General features: G+C 37.1%; 16 protein-coding genes. 12 read left to right on the top strand and 4 right to left on the bottom strand.

Annotated elements, in window-relative coordinates; genetic code table 11:
* The 11 genes from GJU43_RS02630 to GJU43_RS02580 all read left to right on the top strand — a co-directional run bounded on the left by GJU43_RS02630 (position 1) and on the right by GJU43_RS02580 (position 8,145).
* Positions 1-915 carry an AraC family transcriptional regulator gene (locus tag GJU43_RS02630; RefSeq protein ID WP_154339292.1) on the top strand — a complete coding sequence of 305 codons (915 nt, stop codon included), beginning with the start codon at positions 1-3 and terminating at the stop codon, positions 913-915.
* Between the two features lie 145 nt (positions 916-1,060).
* Positions 1,061-1,429, top strand: a complete 369-nt coding sequence (locus GJU43_RS02625) for a nuclear transport factor 2 family protein (RefSeq protein WP_154339291.1) — start codon at positions 1,061-1,063, stop codon at positions 1,427-1,429.
* Between the two features lie 107 nt (positions 1,430-1,536).
* Positions 1,537-2,568 carry a serine hydrolase gene (locus GJU43_RS02620; protein WP_229654985.1) on the top strand — a complete coding sequence of 344 codons (1,032 nt, stop codon included), beginning with the start codon at positions 1,537-1,539 and terminating at the stop codon, positions 2,566-2,568.
* A gap of 13 nt (positions 2,569-2,581) precedes the next feature.
* Positions 2,582-3,004, top strand: coding sequence for a DUF1801 domain-containing protein (locus GJU43_RS02615; protein ID WP_154339289.1), 423 nt, complete (start codon positions 2,582-2,584; stop codon positions 3,002-3,004).
* A 3-nt stretch (positions 3,005-3,007) separates the two neighbouring features.
* Positions 3,008-4,111 carry an MBL fold metallo-hydrolase gene (locus tag GJU43_RS02610; RefSeq protein WP_154339288.1) on the top strand — a complete coding sequence of 368 codons (1,104 nt, stop codon included), beginning with the start codon at positions 3,008-3,010 and terminating at the stop codon, positions 4,109-4,111.
* Between the two features lie 21 nt (positions 4,112-4,132).
* Entirely contained in the window at positions 4,133-5,257 is a 1,125-nt protein-coding gene (locus GJU43_RS02605; protein ID WP_229654984.1) for a lactonase family protein, read from the top strand.
* Positions 5,258-5,275: 18 nt separating this feature from the next.
* A complete protein-coding gene (locus GJU43_RS02600) occupies positions 5,276-5,803 on the top strand; it encodes a GNAT family N-acetyltransferase (RefSeq protein WP_154339286.1) in 528 nt (175 codons plus the stop codon).
* Between the two features lie 18 nt (positions 5,804-5,821).
* The gene (locus tag GJU43_RS02595; RefSeq protein WP_154339285.1) at positions 5,822-6,403 is read left to right on the top strand and encodes a TIGR00730 family Rossman fold protein; all 582 of its coding nucleotides are present in this window, start codon (positions 5,822-5,824) and stop codon (positions 6,401-6,403) included.
* A gap of 125 nt (positions 6,404-6,528) precedes the next feature.
* A complete protein-coding gene (locus tag GJU43_RS02590) occupies positions 6,529-6,996 on the top strand; it encodes an SRPBCC family protein (RefSeq protein WP_154339284.1) in 468 nt (155 codons plus the stop codon).
* A 95-nt stretch (positions 6,997-7,091) separates the two neighbouring features.
* The gene (locus GJU43_RS02585; RefSeq protein WP_154339283.1) at positions 7,092-7,460 is read left to right on the top strand and encodes an iron chaperone; all 369 of its coding nucleotides are present in this window, start codon (positions 7,092-7,094) and stop codon (positions 7,458-7,460) included.
* Positions 7,461-7,464: 4 nt separating this feature from the next.
* Positions 7,465-8,145, top strand: a complete 681-nt coding sequence (locus GJU43_RS02580) for a 2'-5' RNA ligase family protein (RefSeq protein ID WP_154339282.1) — start codon at positions 7,465-7,467, stop codon at positions 8,143-8,145.
* Positions 8,146-8,271: 126 nt separating this feature from the next.
* On the opposite strand, the gene GJU43_RS02575 is transcribed toward GJU43_RS02580, so the two are convergent.
* The 4 genes from GJU43_RS02575 to GJU43_RS02560 form a co-directional block, all read right to left on the bottom strand.
* Entirely contained in the window at positions 8,272-8,634 is a 363-nt protein-coding gene (locus GJU43_RS02575) for a VOC family protein (RefSeq protein WP_154339281.1), read from the bottom strand.
* 35 nt (positions 8,635-8,669) lie between these two features.
* Positions 8,670-9,413, bottom strand: a complete 744-nt coding sequence (locus GJU43_RS02570; RefSeq protein WP_195760010.1) for a DUF2625 domain-containing protein — start codon at positions 9,411-9,413, stop codon at positions 8,670-8,672.
* 90 nt (positions 9,414-9,503) lie between these two features.
* The gene (locus tag GJU43_RS02565) at positions 9,504-10,109 is read right to left on the bottom strand and encodes a hypothetical protein (protein WP_154339280.1); all 606 of its coding nucleotides are present in this window, start codon (positions 10,107-10,109) and stop codon (positions 9,504-9,506) included.
* A 39-nt stretch (positions 10,110-10,148) separates the two neighbouring features.
* Positions 10,149-12,296 carry a cation:proton antiporter gene (locus tag GJU43_RS02560; RefSeq protein ID WP_154339279.1) on the bottom strand — a complete coding sequence of 716 codons (2,148 nt, stop codon included), beginning with the start codon at positions 12,294-12,296 and terminating at the stop codon, positions 10,149-10,151.
* Positions 12,297-12,608: 312 nt separating this feature from the next.
* Between GJU43_RS02560 and GJU43_RS02555 the strand changes: the two genes are divergently transcribed.
* The gene (locus tag GJU43_RS02555; protein WP_154339278.1) at positions 12,609-14,036 is read left to right on the top strand and encodes an L-serine ammonia-lyase; all 1,428 of its coding nucleotides are present in this window, start codon (positions 12,609-12,611) and stop codon (positions 14,034-14,036) included.
* Positions 14,037-14,100 lie beyond the last annotated feature (64 nt).

Below are 14,100 nucleotides of genomic sequence, written 5' to 3'. Positions count from 1 at the left end.
ATGGCAAATCAACAACCACTCCGAATAAAAAGTATCAGCGAATTTCATGAGTTTCGTAATTTGCCTAAACCCGAACACCCTTTAGTGAGCGTTTATAATTTCGAAGATTTAAAATATCTCAACGAAAACGAACCAAGAAGCCTTATGCTTGATTTTTATTCGATTGCCTTAAAACGAGGTGCAAATGCTAAAATGAAATACGGGCAGCAAGAGTACGATTTTAAGGAAGGGGTTTTGTTATTTATCTCACCGGGGCAGGTTTTTTCTATAGAAGGCAATGCAGAGTTACAACACACAGGATGGTCTTTATTGATCCATCCTGATTTTTTATGGAATACACCGCTTGCTAAAAAGATAAAACAATACGAGTATTTTGGCTACTCGGTTCATGAAGCCCTGCACCTTTCGGACAAAGAAGAGAAGATGATTATCAATATCATCCAAAACATCCAGCAGGAATATCAGTCGAATATTGATAAATTCAGCCAGGAGGTTATTATCGCTCAGATTGAATTGCTGCTTACTTATGCCGAACGATTTTACAACCGTCAGTTCATTACACGTAAAATAAGCAATCATCAGATTCTGGCCCGTCTGGAAAATTTGCTGGAGGAGTACTTCAGTACCAATACTTTGGCTAAAAACGGTTTACCTAGCGTTCACTATATTGCAGAAACCTTGAATGTCACTCCCAATTATTTAAGTGTATTGCTAAAAACACTTACAGGTCAGAGCACACAGCAGCACATTCATGATAAACTGATTGAAAAAGCGAAAGAAAAACTTTCCACAACCAATTTGTCGATCAGCGAAATTGCTTATGAACTTGGTTTTGAGCATCAGCAGTCTTTCAGTAAATTATTCAAAACCAAAACCACCGTCTCCCCTTTAGAATTCAGGCAGTCTTTTAATTAACCACAGAAATCTTCTTATTCCGAAAACCATTCCTGATTTTTATAAATTCGTTACTTCCTCCGTGGGAAAAGCTAATAAAGCAATATTTTTTTAAATTCTTAAGCCGTTATTTCTTAACTTAGTTAGCTTTTAAATTTTGGGAATCATGACTAAGAAATATATTGCAAAAGACTTTTTGAAACTGGCAGCAAAAGGGCATTCACATGAGGCTTTCCGGCTTTACGTGGGTACCAATTTTAAGCATCACAATGTTTATTTTAAAGGAGATGCCAATACTTTGATGCTGGCCATGGAGGAATCGTCAAGGCAAAATCCAAATAAAATTTTTGAAATTCATCGCACGATTGGAGATAAAGAAATGGTTGCCGTACATTCGCATGTAAAACAAAACAGCAGCGACCACGGTATTGCCGTAGTTCATATTTTCAGGTTTGAATCTGATAAAATAGTAGAACTTTGGGATTTAGGACAAGCCGTTCCTGCCAAGATGGTGAATGAAAACGGGATGTTCTAATTTAGTTGCAGTTTTCAGTCGCAGTCGCAGTTTGCTACTGAGACTGAAAACTGAGACTGCGACTGCGACTGAAAACTATAAAACAACTAAACCAAAACATGACCCTAATGCTACGAGCTCCCTTTTTATTCTCTTTTCTTTTCTTACTTTTAAGTAACCCTTCATTTTCGCAAAAAAAAGACAGATTAAGCCTCTCAACAGACAGTTTGATTAAAGTTACGGAACCTAGATTTAATGGTGTTGTCCTTATTTCCAAAAAAGGAAAAACTATTTACAATAAAGTACAGGGTTTTGCCGATTTTGATAAAAAGACACCTTTGACAATCGACAGTGAATTTGAAATCATGTCAAACACCAGACAAATTACGGCAGTTTTGATTTTAAAAGAAATGGAGGAAGGCAGAATTGACCTGAAATTCCCCATAAAAAAGTACCTGCCTTATCTAACCCAGCCCTGGGCAGATTCTGTAACAGTTCATCAACTATTAAATCATTCGCATGGAATCACAGATTTGCAAAAACCATTACTTTTCAAGTCCGGAACAGATTTTAAATACGGTAATTTAAGTTATGGTTTATTAGGTCAGATTATTGCTTTTACCACTAAAAAAAGTTATTCGGAAGCAGCCAATGCACTTTTTAAAAAGTTGCGAATGAAAAATACTTTTTGTTATTCGAAAAACCAAAATAAAAATTTAGTCTCAGGTTACCTCAATACGAACAATACTTTTAAGAAGGTCGAAGAATCTATAATAACGCCGGAAAGTATTGCCTCTTATGGAATTATTTCTACTGTAAATGATTTGGCCATCTGGAACAAAAATCTTCATAAAGGAAAAATACTGAAACCTGAATCGTACCAACTCATGATTCATTACAATATAAGAGCACAGCACAATGTTTTTGGAAAAGAAAAACAAGGTTACGGCTACGGACTACGAATTGTAGACCAAGAAACTCCAAAATATATAGGTCATACCGGTTTAGGAGATGGTTTTTCTTCTGTAAATTTGTATTTTCCTGAAAGTGATGTCAGTTTGATTATTTTGGAAAATCAGATCAACAAAAATTCGGATTTGTTATATAATGCTGAGATAAAAATCAAAAACATACTTTTGAAAAGTGATGCACTGAATTAAAAAACAAACCACAATGGCAAAGAATAAAACTACAGAAACCCAAAGCAGCGTTGTTGATTTCATCAATGCTGTCGAAGATTCGACAAAAAGAAACGACTCATTTGAACTGGTTGAACTGATGCAGCAGCAAACCGGCTTTGAACCGAAAATGTGGGGAACCAGTATTATAGGTTTCGGGAGTTATCATTACAAATATGCCAGCGGTCATGAAGGTGATGCCCCGCTTGTGGCCTTTTCACCAAGAAAAGCGGCCATCTCACTTTATTCTTACCTTGCACCTGAACACCGAGAAGCATTACTTTCTAAATTTGGAAAACACAAATCCGGAAAAGGCTGTATTTACATTCAAAAAATAGCAGATATTGATGTGGAAGTCCTCAAAAAAATGATTGCTCTTTCCGTTGAAAACTTAAATAAATTATATCCTCCCCAATAAACTATGACCATTACTTTTATACTACTTATTCTTTTAATACTTGTTCTTATTTACGTTTTCAAACATCCGCGCTATGGTAAAAAGCCAGCTGGCGAAAGACTAGTCCTGATGCAAAAATCGCCACAATTTAAAAACGGCAGATTCGAAAACGAAAATTTCACGCCCGAACTTGCAGAAGGCTATGGCTATTTTGATGTAATTTCTGATTTCTTATTTAAAAAAACAGACCGAAAAATTCCGACCGATTTAATTCCTTCCATTAAAACCAATTTACTGGAGCTTTCTATAGATCAGGATTTTTTAGTCTGGTTTGGACATTCTTCTTATTTCATTCAGCTGGAAGGAAAACGATTTTTAATAGATCCTGTTTTTAGCGGCAACGCCTCTCCTGTTTACGGAACTACAAAAGCATTTAAAGGAACTGATATTTACACGGCTGATGATTTTCCTTCCATCGATTATTTGCTCATCACACACGATCATTATGATCATCTCGATTATGCAACAATTTTGCAGCTAAAGCCAAAAATCAAAAAAGTAATCTGTGCGCTCGGTGTAGGTTCACACTTTGAATTTTGGGGATTTCCAAACAATGCCATTATCGAAAAAGACTGGCATGAAAAAATAGAACTTGATTCCAATCTGACACTTTACACCACTCCGTCACGACATTTTTCGGGCAGGGGAATTAAACGCTGCAATACACTCTGGACTTCCTTTGTGTTAGAAACCAAAGGCTTTAGAATGTATCTTGGCGGCGACAGCGGTTACGATACGCACTTCGCAGACATTGGTGCTAAATTTGGCCCTTTCGATCTGGCATTAATCGATAACGGCCAGTATAATCCTGCGTGGAAGTACATCCATAATTTACCGGAAGATGTCATCAAAGCCATCAAAGACCTCAAAGCAAAAAGGGTTTTTCCGGTGCATTCCTCAAAATTCGCATTGGCCCTGCATCCCTGGGATGAGCCATTAAAAAAAGTGACGGAATTAAATGCTTTATCAGAAAATCCAGTTCCGTTAGTCACACCAAGGATTGGCGAATTAGTGGAACTAAAAAATGAGAAACAAGAATTTCAGCAATGGTGGAAAGGATTGAACTAAATGATTAAAACAACCAAAAACTTGAAACTAAAAACCAATCTGTTAGTAATTGCGTTTCTGGCAACATTTACTGCCTTCTCCCAAAATACGTATGTTTTTTTAGGTTCATACAACAGGGACAAAGCCGCAGCATCTATTGTCGTATATCAACTGGATACCTTAAACGGAAAACTAACCAAAATAACTTCGGCAAAAGACCTCATTAATCCATCGTTTTTGACGGTATCCCCAAACGGAAAATACGTGTATGCCTGCACAGACAGTAAAACTCCAAATGCCGGAAGCGTCAGCAGTTTTGAGTTCAGTGCCGAAAATAAAACGCTTACTTTTTTAAACAAACAGTCCAGCGGCGGTGAAAATCCGGTGTATGTTTCCGTTCATAAAAGTGGTAAGTGGCTGGTAAACGGTAATTATACCGAAGGAAGTGTTTCGGTACATCCTTTGCTGGAAAATGGTAAAATAGATTCGATGGCGCAAAATTTTCAATACACGGACGGAAGCGTCCACAAAGAAAGGCAAACCCGTTCGCACGTGCATTCCACCGTATTTTCACCACAATATGATTATCTTTTCCTGCCTGATTTAGGCGCTGATAAAATACGCTGCTATCAATTTGATGCAACTCTCAAGCAGCCTTTAATTGAAGCCACCGTTCCTTTTACCAAAACAGATCCGGAAAGCGGGCCGCGGCATTTCGCTTTTCATCCGAATCAGAAATTCGGGTATTGTATCGAGGAAATGTCAGGATCCATAAGTGCTTACGAATATGTAAACGGAAGTTTAAACAAAATCCAGCACATCAGTACACATCCGGATTCCATTACCGAAGGTTTTGAAAGTTCCGATATTCATATTTCGCCTGACGGAAAATTTTTATATGCTGCCAACAGGGGAAAAGAAAACAATATTGCCATTTTTTCTATTGATGAAAAAGGACTTTTAACCAACATTGGCTATCAATCGACTTTAGGAAAACACCCCCGGATTTTTGCAATTGATGAAACAGGAAAATTCCTGATCGCAACCAATGTCATTACCGGAAATGTGATTGTTTTCAAACGAAATGCAAAAACGGGATTTCTTAAAAAAACAGGAAAAGAAGTAAAGCTGGAAAATGTTTCCTGTGTTCAGATCAAAAAAATATAACTTTAAAAACAGCTCAAAATGAGTACATCCCTTTTAAACCTGCAGCCTGAAATTTTAGAAGATGATCTGGTAAAATTAATTCCTTTACAGGAAAATCATTTTGAAGAACTTTATAAAGTTGCTTCAGATCCTTTAATTTGGGAGCAGCATCCGAATAAAAACCGCTATGAAAGAGACGTTTTCCAAAATTTCTTTGAAGGTGCCATGAAAAGCAAAGGTGCTTTTCTTATTATGGATAAAAGCACCGGTGAAATAGCCGGAAGTACCCGATTTTATGACTATGAACCGGAAAATAAAAGTGTTTTTATTGGCTATACTTTTTACGGAAGAAAGTTTTGGGGCACCGGATTTAATAATCAGGTGAAGAAAATGATGCTCGATTATGCTTTTGAAGCGGTTGATAAAGTTCAGTTTCATATTGGGGCCGAAAATTACCGTTCGCAAAAAGCGATAGAAAAACTGGGTGCCGTAAAAACAGAAGAAATAGAGGTCGCTTATTACAACGAACCCTCCCGTCATAATTTTGTGTACGAAATAAAAAAATAAGATTAAAAATAAAAAAGCATGAAAAGAATCACTGTTTTCTGTGGTTCCAGTTTTGGAACGGAAGAAATATACACAGCGCAAGCCACATTGTTGGGGAAAACACTGGCCAAAAACCAGATAGAATTAGTGTATGGTGGTGCAAATGTGGGACTAATGGGTGCTGTTGCAGACGGAACCCTAAATGAAGGCGGAAAAGTAATTGGTGTTTTACCCAATTTTCTGCGTTCCAAAGAAATTGCACATCAGGGCCTGACTGAATTAATTTTAGTTGAAAGCATGCACGAAAGAAAAACCAAAATGAATGAGCTATGCGATGGCGTGATGGCACTTCCTGGAGGTTTTGGAACTCTTGAAGAGCTATTTGAAATGCTGACCTGGGCACAATTGGGATTGCATAAAAAACCGATTGCAATTTTAAATACCAATGGTTTTTACGATTCCCTGATAGAACTGACCCAAACTATGGTGGATAAAGGTTTCCTGAAAAGTGCCAATAAAGAAATGCTTCTGGTAAGCGACAATATTGATGATTTATTGCATAAAATGAAGCATTACGTCGCCCCAACAACCGGAAAATGGATTGATAAAGAGAAAGTATAAATCCTTTTTAGTAAATTAGAGGTTTGGTAAAAAGTCTCAGGTCTCAGTCTCAGTCTCAGTCCCAGGTCTCAGAGTTGGCTTTTACTTTTTACTTTTTACAACGAACATTTTACATTTTAAAAATTATGAAAACAGAGAACAACAAATTCGCAAAAGCCGAAATGCTGATCAGAAAACCTGTTTCAGAAGTTTTTGAGGCTTTTATAAATCCCGAAATCACGAGCAAATTTTGGTTCAGCAAAGGTTCCGGAAAATTAGAAGAGGACCAGTCAACCGAATGGACTTGGGAAATGTATGGTTTTTCGCTGACGGTCCTAACGAAAGTCATAAAAGAAAACCAGAAAATTGTGATCGAATGGGGAAATCCGGATGAAATCACTTTAGTCGAATGGATTTTTACGCCCTTAAACGAAAATGAAACTTTTGTGAGTATTACCAATTCAGGTTTAAAAGGAGATCCTGACACCATAATCGATCAGGTACGAAATTCAACCGAAGGTTTTACATTGGTTTTAGCCGGAGCGAAAGCGTTTTTGGAACATCGTATTCAGCTTAATTTGATACTGGACAGATTTCCGAAAGGGCTGGCATAGAGGAGTCTTTATTCTCAGATTTCAGTCTCAGTCTCAGGTTTTGCAAGCAACCTGAAACCTCAAACTTCAAACCTGAAACTTGAAACAAATAAAAAATGGATACCAAAAAACCCGAAAATATAGACGAATACATCGGAGGTTTTCCAGCTGAAGTACAGGAAATTATGGAAAAAATTCGACTGACAATTCAGAAAGCGGCTCCGGATGCCAAAGAAAAAATCAGCTACTCTATGCCGGCTTTTGAACAAAACGGAATTGTAGTTTATTTCGCTGCCTTCAAAAATCACATTGGCCTGTATGCTTTACCGAGCGGCCACGAAACTTTTAAAGAGGAACTTTCAAAATATAAATCAGGTAAAGGTTCTGTACAATTTCCTCTAAACCAGCCAATGCCATTTGCCTTAATTACCAAAATTGTAAAATTCAGGGTAAAGGAAAATTTAGAAAAAGCAAAAAAAAAATAACCGAATGAATCTGACCGAACATTATAATCAGCTCTATAAAAAATCTTCCGAAGCTATACAGTCCGGAAATTACATTTTAGATCCACAGATCAATAATGAAAAGGATTCCCGTTTTGGAATAACAGTACTCATTCGTCCAGACGAAATTGTAAAAGCAAATATTCAGTTGTTTTTAGAAGCTTTAAAAGAAGTGGAACCCGCACAATATTATTATCCCGATTCCGATATTCATATCACGGTCATGTCAATTATTTCGTGTTCGGAGGAATTTCGTTTAGATCAGATCTCGCCTAACGATTACATCGAAACTATTTGTAAAAGCCTGGTGGATTTAGACAATATTACAATTAAATTCAAAGGTGTTACAGCTTCGCCTTCTGCCTTGATGATTCAGGGTTTCCCAACGGATGAATCGCTCAATAACCTGCGTGACAAACTGCGTGATCATTTTAAAAATTCGGGCCTGCAACAAACTATTGACAGCCGTTACACCATTTCGACTGCACATGCTACCATAATGCGCTTTCAGGAAGAACTGCAGCATCCGGAACAATTCATACAGGTTGTCGATAAATTCCGTGATTTTGATTTTGGCGAATTTAAGGCTGAAAATCTGGAATTAGTCTATAACGACTGGTATCAGAGAGAAAGCAACACCATTTATCTGGCAGATTTTAGGATCTGATTTGCCTGCATTTTATCATAGAATGCGATAGCGAACAAGCGAAGTAATTGCACGGATTAGCATGAATTTTTATTAAAATTAAGCATATTTCAATTAGTAAAAATTTGTGCAATTCGTGGCAAAAAACTATTTCTTAAACTTCCCAAAGTGCCATAAAACACCGGACGGATCGTGCAAAAAACATTCGCTTCCCCAATCCAAATGGCGTATTGGAGTTAATTTTACACCATATTTTTCTGTTATGTTAAGCGCCAGCAATTCCTGGTAATAACGATCTACATCATCGACTTCTAGAAAAACCATGGTATTGTCTATCCATTCTTTTGCGTAATAATCCTGAAGGTAAAAGGCAATATCATCACTTTTGAAAACTGAAAAATTAGCTTCTAAAACCGTTTCTTCAAATCCAAGATCACGGTAAAAACGTCTTGATACTTCGAAATCTTTAGCACCAATAAAAGGCCGGATTGATTTGATTTTATGTTCCATTTTTATGTGTTTGAAATTACGATTCAACTCAGGTTTTATTTATCAAACCCCATTTGTTTTCTTAAATCCAGGTTCAGACTATACTGCTCGGCAATGGGAATAATTTTTCTTGCATTTTTATCGATATCACTTCCTTCCTTACTCCATAGAAAGGGATAAAAATTAAAAACTTCATCACCTTTTAATTTCGAAACTTCGGCTCTCCATCCTTTCCATCTGCTTCCTTCATAAAACTTCTCCAAATCGTTATTAAAGCAAAACTGCAGGAATTGTGAATAATTGATCTCAAGCGGTTCAAATTCCAGACTGTCCGGTGAAAAATAATAAATCATCCCTACATCAGTACCCAACGCACCGCCGTTCATAAGATAGAAACCTCCAATGGCATCATCTGCAATTAATAAGAATGCAGGAGTTTCACCAAATTCCTTAAAGGATTTTCCTTTGTTCCAGTCCGGCAGTGTTCTGTTGAATTTTGCATTTCCGGAACCTAAAATTCTTATCCATCCATCATCAATCAAAAGTCCGCCCGTCATAAAGACAATTGCTCCCATGGCAGACTGGGTGGTAACCTGAGTATGATACAAAGCTTCTTTCGCTTTCGATGGCTCTGTCGGCAGAACCTCTACTTTATTTTTTGCATTTTTAATCCAGCCTTCTACAACCGTCCATCCCGGATCCGTTTTATTTATAAGTTCGTCAGCCTGTTTCATTTTATTTTGTCCTGATGCCATCAGAGTTACAGACATCGCTATTATGATAAAAAAATTCCTTGCCATATCAATTATTCTAGCCCTTTTTTAAAATACTTCCCAATTTCCTGCCGATTTGTTCAATGATTTCAATACCCAAATTACGTTAAAACTTCTTCATGAATCAACACCTAAAACTAATATGATTTCCTCCTTAGCATTCTTGTAGACTTCAATATATGAAAGAACCAGATCAGCAATATCATGTCCCCAGATACCGTATTTCCCATTGGTCTGATTTCTGTTGTACATTGTTCTTTTATGCATTGGTACCGTTTTTACGGTTGCGGAATTTTCTTCTTCTTCATACAGTTTATAATAATGTTTACTAATTTCTGTAAGGAGCATCTCTCTAGTAAATCCTTTATCTGAACTTAAGTCAAATTGATATTCATTCGTTAAAGGATAATCAATTATTACAGTAACTTTCTTTTCAGAAATTACAATTTTCTCTTTATTTATTAAATTAGGCAAATCTACTTCAGGTTTTTCTATACTTGCCCAAGGTTGAATCCCATCAGCAAAATCTTTAGTATTAGCTTTAACCTCAAAAGAAATTTCATCAATTTTTGTTCCTGATACTTTTTTTGGATTTTCAGAAGCACTTTTCTCCTTTTCAGTTAAGATTTTATCGTAATTCTCATCAGGATTCTGATTGATTCTATTCTTACAACTAATAAAAAAGAAAAAGGATAAAATGAGTATCGAAATTTTAATTCTCATAATTTTAATTTGACTACTAATATTAAAATATTTTTTATGTTAACCCTTCTTCAAAATACTTCCCAAACCTCTACCAATCTGTTCAATCGCTTCAATACCTTTTGTAAGCGGTGTCGCCGTAAAATCCTCGTACGCATCCATGGCACTTTCTTTTCTGTCATCCTGCGGATAAACCAAAATCAGGTTATTATCATCAAATGATTTTTCGAATTTCTGAGGCAGTTTGTCAAAGATCGACTGATACGAAACAGAGCCTTTGCGGGATAAATTAAAAACAATTAAATCCGTTGGTGTGATTTCATCTGAAATCGCTTCAAAATCTTCCCAGTCCAGAATACTTTTAAAACCTAATTTTGCATTCAGTCTCAGATTAGCGGCAATCTGCGAAATCGCCTGATGCGTTTTATATTCGGCATAAATCACAATTGGAATACTTAATTCCTGAGACAAACGACTAATTTTCTGAAGCAAAAGATGAAATCCAATTCCCCTTTCAGAAAAAGGCGGACAAATAAAAACCAGTCTCTTTTCTTCTATAAATGTTTTCTGAAACCTGCAGATAAACAAACTTTTATCAACGTTGTTAATGATTGAATCTACGTTTTCTCCAAAAATTTTATCCAGGAAACCCGTTTTTCTTGGCCAGCCTACAATAACAATATCGGCCATAATTTCTTTTGAGGTACGTGCAATTCCACTTGCCGGATTATGATCAATTCGGGCAATGGTATTGATTTTTACTTCTGAGGCTGAACCCTGAATGACGAATTTGTCCACTGCCTTTTTATATTTCAGGATATTAATTTCGGCCTGATCATTATTCGGTACAATAGTTAACAAGGTCACAGGATTGGCTGATTTTTTATCTTTTATTAAAAGTGCAAAATCCAACAGACTCGCCGTTGCCGAAGTTTTAGCCAGCGGAATCAGAATATGCTCTTCTAAGATCTGATCTTTATTAGCATCTTCGGGAGAAACTTCTTCCTCGCAGATGGCAATTTTCTTAGCTGCTTTTTCAGTAGCAAAAGAAGCCACGATACAGGTTATTAAAATTAGTATAATGGTTCCGTTTAAGATATTTTCGTCGAGAATTTTAGCTTTAAACCCAACCAGAATAACCGCCAGGGTTGCTGCGGCGTGGGCGCTGCTCAGTCCGAAAATAAGCTGTCTCTCCGTTTTCGTATATTTAAAAACGACTTGTGTGAAAAAGGCGGCAATCCACTTTCCGAAAATTGCGACCACACTTAGTGTCCCGGCTACGATCAAAGCCGTCGGGCCACTTAAAATCACGCTGATATCCACCAGCATTCCAACAGAAATCAGGAAGAACGGAATAAACAATGAATTTCCGATAAACTCAATCCTATTCATTAAAGCAGACGAATGCGGAATTAGGGGATTCAAAGCCAGACCAGCCACGAAAGCACCAATAATTGGCTCCACTCCTGCTACTTCGGCCAAAAATGCGGCGAAGAAAACGACAGAAAGTACAAAGATATAATGGGCGTGTTTTTCGCTTTCCAGTTTTTTGAAGAACCATTTGGCAATTCTTGGAATGACCAGAAACATAATGGCCGAGAAAATAGCCAGTGAAACGCCTAACTTGATCCAGAAAGCCTGGTTCAGATTTCCCTGACTGCTTCCCATAATAACGGCCAGAATAATTAAAACCGCTGTATCCGTAAGAATCGTTCCTCCAACAGTAATGGCAACAGCCTGATTTTTGGCAATTCCCAGCTTACTCACAATCGGGTAAGCAACCAGCGTATGTGTAGCAAACATACTCGCCGTTAAAAAACTGGCATTAAAATCATAATTCAGTAAATAAAAACAAACCGGAAATCCAATTGTTAATGGAAAAATAAAGGTGAAAAAACCAAACAATAAACTCTTATTTCTGTTGGCTTTAAATTCGTTCATATCGAGTTCCAGACCGGCAATAAACATAATATACAAAAGCCCTATAGTCGAAAATAAATCTACAGCCGAGTTTTTTGCCAGGATATTAAGCCCGTGAGGCCCTATAATGACTCCGGAAATAATAAGACCAATAATACCGGGAATATTTATTTTCTTTAATAAAATCGGGGATAACAAAATAATGAAAAGTATCAACGAGAAAATCAATACTGGGTTGCTTAATGGTAATTCGAATTCTTGTAAAAAATGCTTGAAAAATTCTATCATAGTGTAATTTTATCTTCTTGTGTTATTTTAATTTTCGCAAAAGACGCATCGATTAAAATATAACCACTGAAGTTTAGTTTACTGATTTTTTTAATAGATAAAAAAATCAAATTCTTTAGTATTTGCTTCATTACAAAAATACCTAAAAAAACCACGAACTTTTTACGAAAGTTCTATATTAAGCATTTAAAATTATTTCGTTGCCAAATTATTAAAATTTAATATCTTTTTTAACAAAACCGCAAGATTAACAAATGATAATTAAACTTCTTTGCATTATTCAATTATCTTTGTCTTACTAAAAATTGAACAATGGAAGAATGTATCTCTGTTTTTGATATGCTTAAAATTGGTGTCGGGCCTTCCAGCTCGCACACACTTGGCCCCTGGCGTGCAGCCGAACGTTTTTTAGAAGAGTTAAAAAACGAATCAATTTTAGATCAGATTAAACGGGTAAAAGTCGATTTATACGGGTCCCTTTCTTTAACCGGTAAAGGTCATGCTACCGATTTGGCGGTTATGTTAGGCCTCAGTGGACAGGATCCCGAATATATTCCGGTTGATAATATTGCCGGAATCATTAAAACAATCGAAGATACAAACGAAATTATTCTGGGGAATGAATATAAAATTCCATTTTATTTTCTTCAGGACATTGTTTTCAATAAAGAATTCCTTCCTTTCCATGCCAACGGATTAAAATTTACCGCTTACAAAGCCGATGACTCTGAATACGAATCTACTTTTTATTCTATTGGAGGAGGTTTTGTCGTGAAAGAAGAACGAGAAAATGCAAAAATCAAAGAAGTCATAAAATGTGCCTTCCCCTTCCCGATTCAAAATGCGGTGGAGCTTCTGAACTACACCGTTTCTGAAGATAAACTGATTTCTGAAATTGTTTACGAAAACGAAAAATCAATGCGTCCGGAAGCGGAAATCCATTCCGAATTAATGCGCATCTGGAACACGATGCTGGAATGTATGTACATCGGCTGCCATACCGGCGGAATTCTTCCGGGCGGCTTACACGTTCGAAGAAGAGCTTTTGACATGCACCAGAATTTAATTGGACTTTCAAATTATAGCTCTCCGCAAACCTGGCTGGAAGAGATTCGAAAAACCGAAGTAAAATTTCGTCAGATCCTAAAATGGGTAAGTTGTTTTGCACTTGCCGTGAATGAAGTAAATGCCTCCCTGGGCCGTGTTGTAACAGCACCAACGAACGGAAGTGCCGGTGTCATCCCTGCTGTATTAATGTATTACTTAGTGATCGAAAACCATAACGCCGGAGAAAAAGAAATCAAACAATTCCTGATGGTTGCCGGAGAAATTGGAAGTATCTTCAAAAAAGGTTCTACCATTTCGGCTGCAATGGGCGGTTGCCAGGCAGAAATTGGCGTATCGTCTGCTATGGCTGCAGCGGCGCTTTGCGAATTAATGGGCGGATCTCCTGCCCAGGTGCTAATGGCTGCCGAAATCGCTATGGAACATCATTTAGGTTTGACCTGTGATCCTATTGGCGGCCTGGTTCAGATTCCATGTATCGAAAGAAATACCATGGGCGCTATAAAGGCCATAAATGCCGCCGAACTGGCACTGGAAACCGATTCCAAAAATGCAAAGGTACCCTTAGACAAGGTAATCGATACCATGTGGCAGACCGCAAAAGACATGAATTCTAAATACAAAGAAACTTCTGAAGGCGGTTTGGCAATTGCCGTAAATATGGCCGATTGTTAAGTCTTAAAAAGTTGCCGCGAATTGCACGAATTTGCACGAATGAAATTTTAGCTGCTTTGCACAT

Origin of the sequence: Flavobacterium sp. LC2016-23 (genome assembly GCF_009674775.1) — a bacterium.
GTDB lineage: Bacteria > Bacteroidota > Bacteroidia > Flavobacteriales > Flavobacteriaceae > Flavobacterium.
The sequence above is the reverse complement of the archived record's forward strand: the minus strand, read 5'-3'. Positions and strand labels throughout refer to the sequence as shown.

What these genes read in the sequence shown, in the direction of transcription:
- GJU43_RS02630 (WP_154339292.1), top strand. Translation starts at nt 1, where the DNA reads ATGGCAAATCAACAACCACTCCGAATAAAAAGTATCAGCGAATTTCAT.
- GJU43_RS02625 (WP_154339291.1), top strand. Translation starts at nt 1,061, where the DNA reads ATGACTAAGAAATATATTGCAAAAGACTTTTTGAAACTGGCAGCAAAA.
- GJU43_RS02595 (WP_154339285.1), top strand. Translation starts at nt 5,822, where the DNA reads ATGAAAAGAATCACTGTTTTCTGTGGTTCCAGTTTTGGAACGGAAGAA.
- GJU43_RS02620 (WP_229654985.1), top strand. Translation starts at nt 1,537, where the DNA reads ATGCTACGAGCTCCCTTTTTATTCTCTTTTCTTTTCTTACTTTTAAGT.
- GJU43_RS02590 (WP_154339284.1), top strand. Translation starts at nt 6,529, where the DNA reads ATGAAAACAGAGAACAACAAATTCGCAAAAGCCGAAATGCTGATCAGA.
- GJU43_RS02600 (WP_154339286.1), top strand. Translation starts at nt 5,276, where the DNA reads ATGAGTACATCCCTTTTAAACCTGCAGCCTGAAATTTTAGAAGATGAT.
- GJU43_RS02610 (WP_154339288.1), top strand. Translation starts at nt 3,008, where the DNA reads ATGACCATTACTTTTATACTACTTATTCTTTTAATACTTGTTCTTATT.
- GJU43_RS02560 (WP_154339279.1), bottom strand. Translation starts at nt 12,296, where the DNA reads ATGATAGAATTTTTCAAGCATTTTTTACAAGAATTCGAATTACCATTA.
- GJU43_RS02565 (WP_154339280.1), bottom strand. Translation starts at nt 10,109, where the DNA reads ATGAGAATTAAAATTTCGATACTCATTTTATCCTTTTTCTTTTTTATT.
- GJU43_RS02615 (WP_154339289.1), top strand. Translation starts at nt 2,582, where the DNA reads ATGGCAAAGAATAAAACTACAGAAACCCAAAGCAGCGTTGTTGATTTC.
- GJU43_RS02580 (WP_154339282.1), top strand. Translation starts at nt 7,465, where the DNA reads ATGAATCTGACCGAACATTATAATCAGCTCTATAAAAAATCTTCCGAA.
- GJU43_RS02570 (WP_195760010.1), bottom strand. Translation starts at nt 9,413, where the DNA reads ATGGCAAGGAATTTTTTTATCATAATAGCGATGTCTGTAACTCTGATG.
- GJU43_RS02555 (WP_154339278.1), top strand. Translation starts at nt 12,609, where the DNA reads ATGGAAGAATGTATCTCTGTTTTTGATATGCTTAAAATTGGTGTCGGG.
- GJU43_RS02585 (WP_154339283.1), top strand. Translation starts at nt 7,092, where the DNA reads ATGGATACCAAAAAACCCGAAAATATAGACGAATACATCGGAGGTTTT.
- GJU43_RS02575 (WP_154339281.1), bottom strand. Translation starts at nt 8,634, where the DNA reads ATGGAACATAAAATCAAATCAATCCGGCCTTTTATTGGTGCTAAAGAT.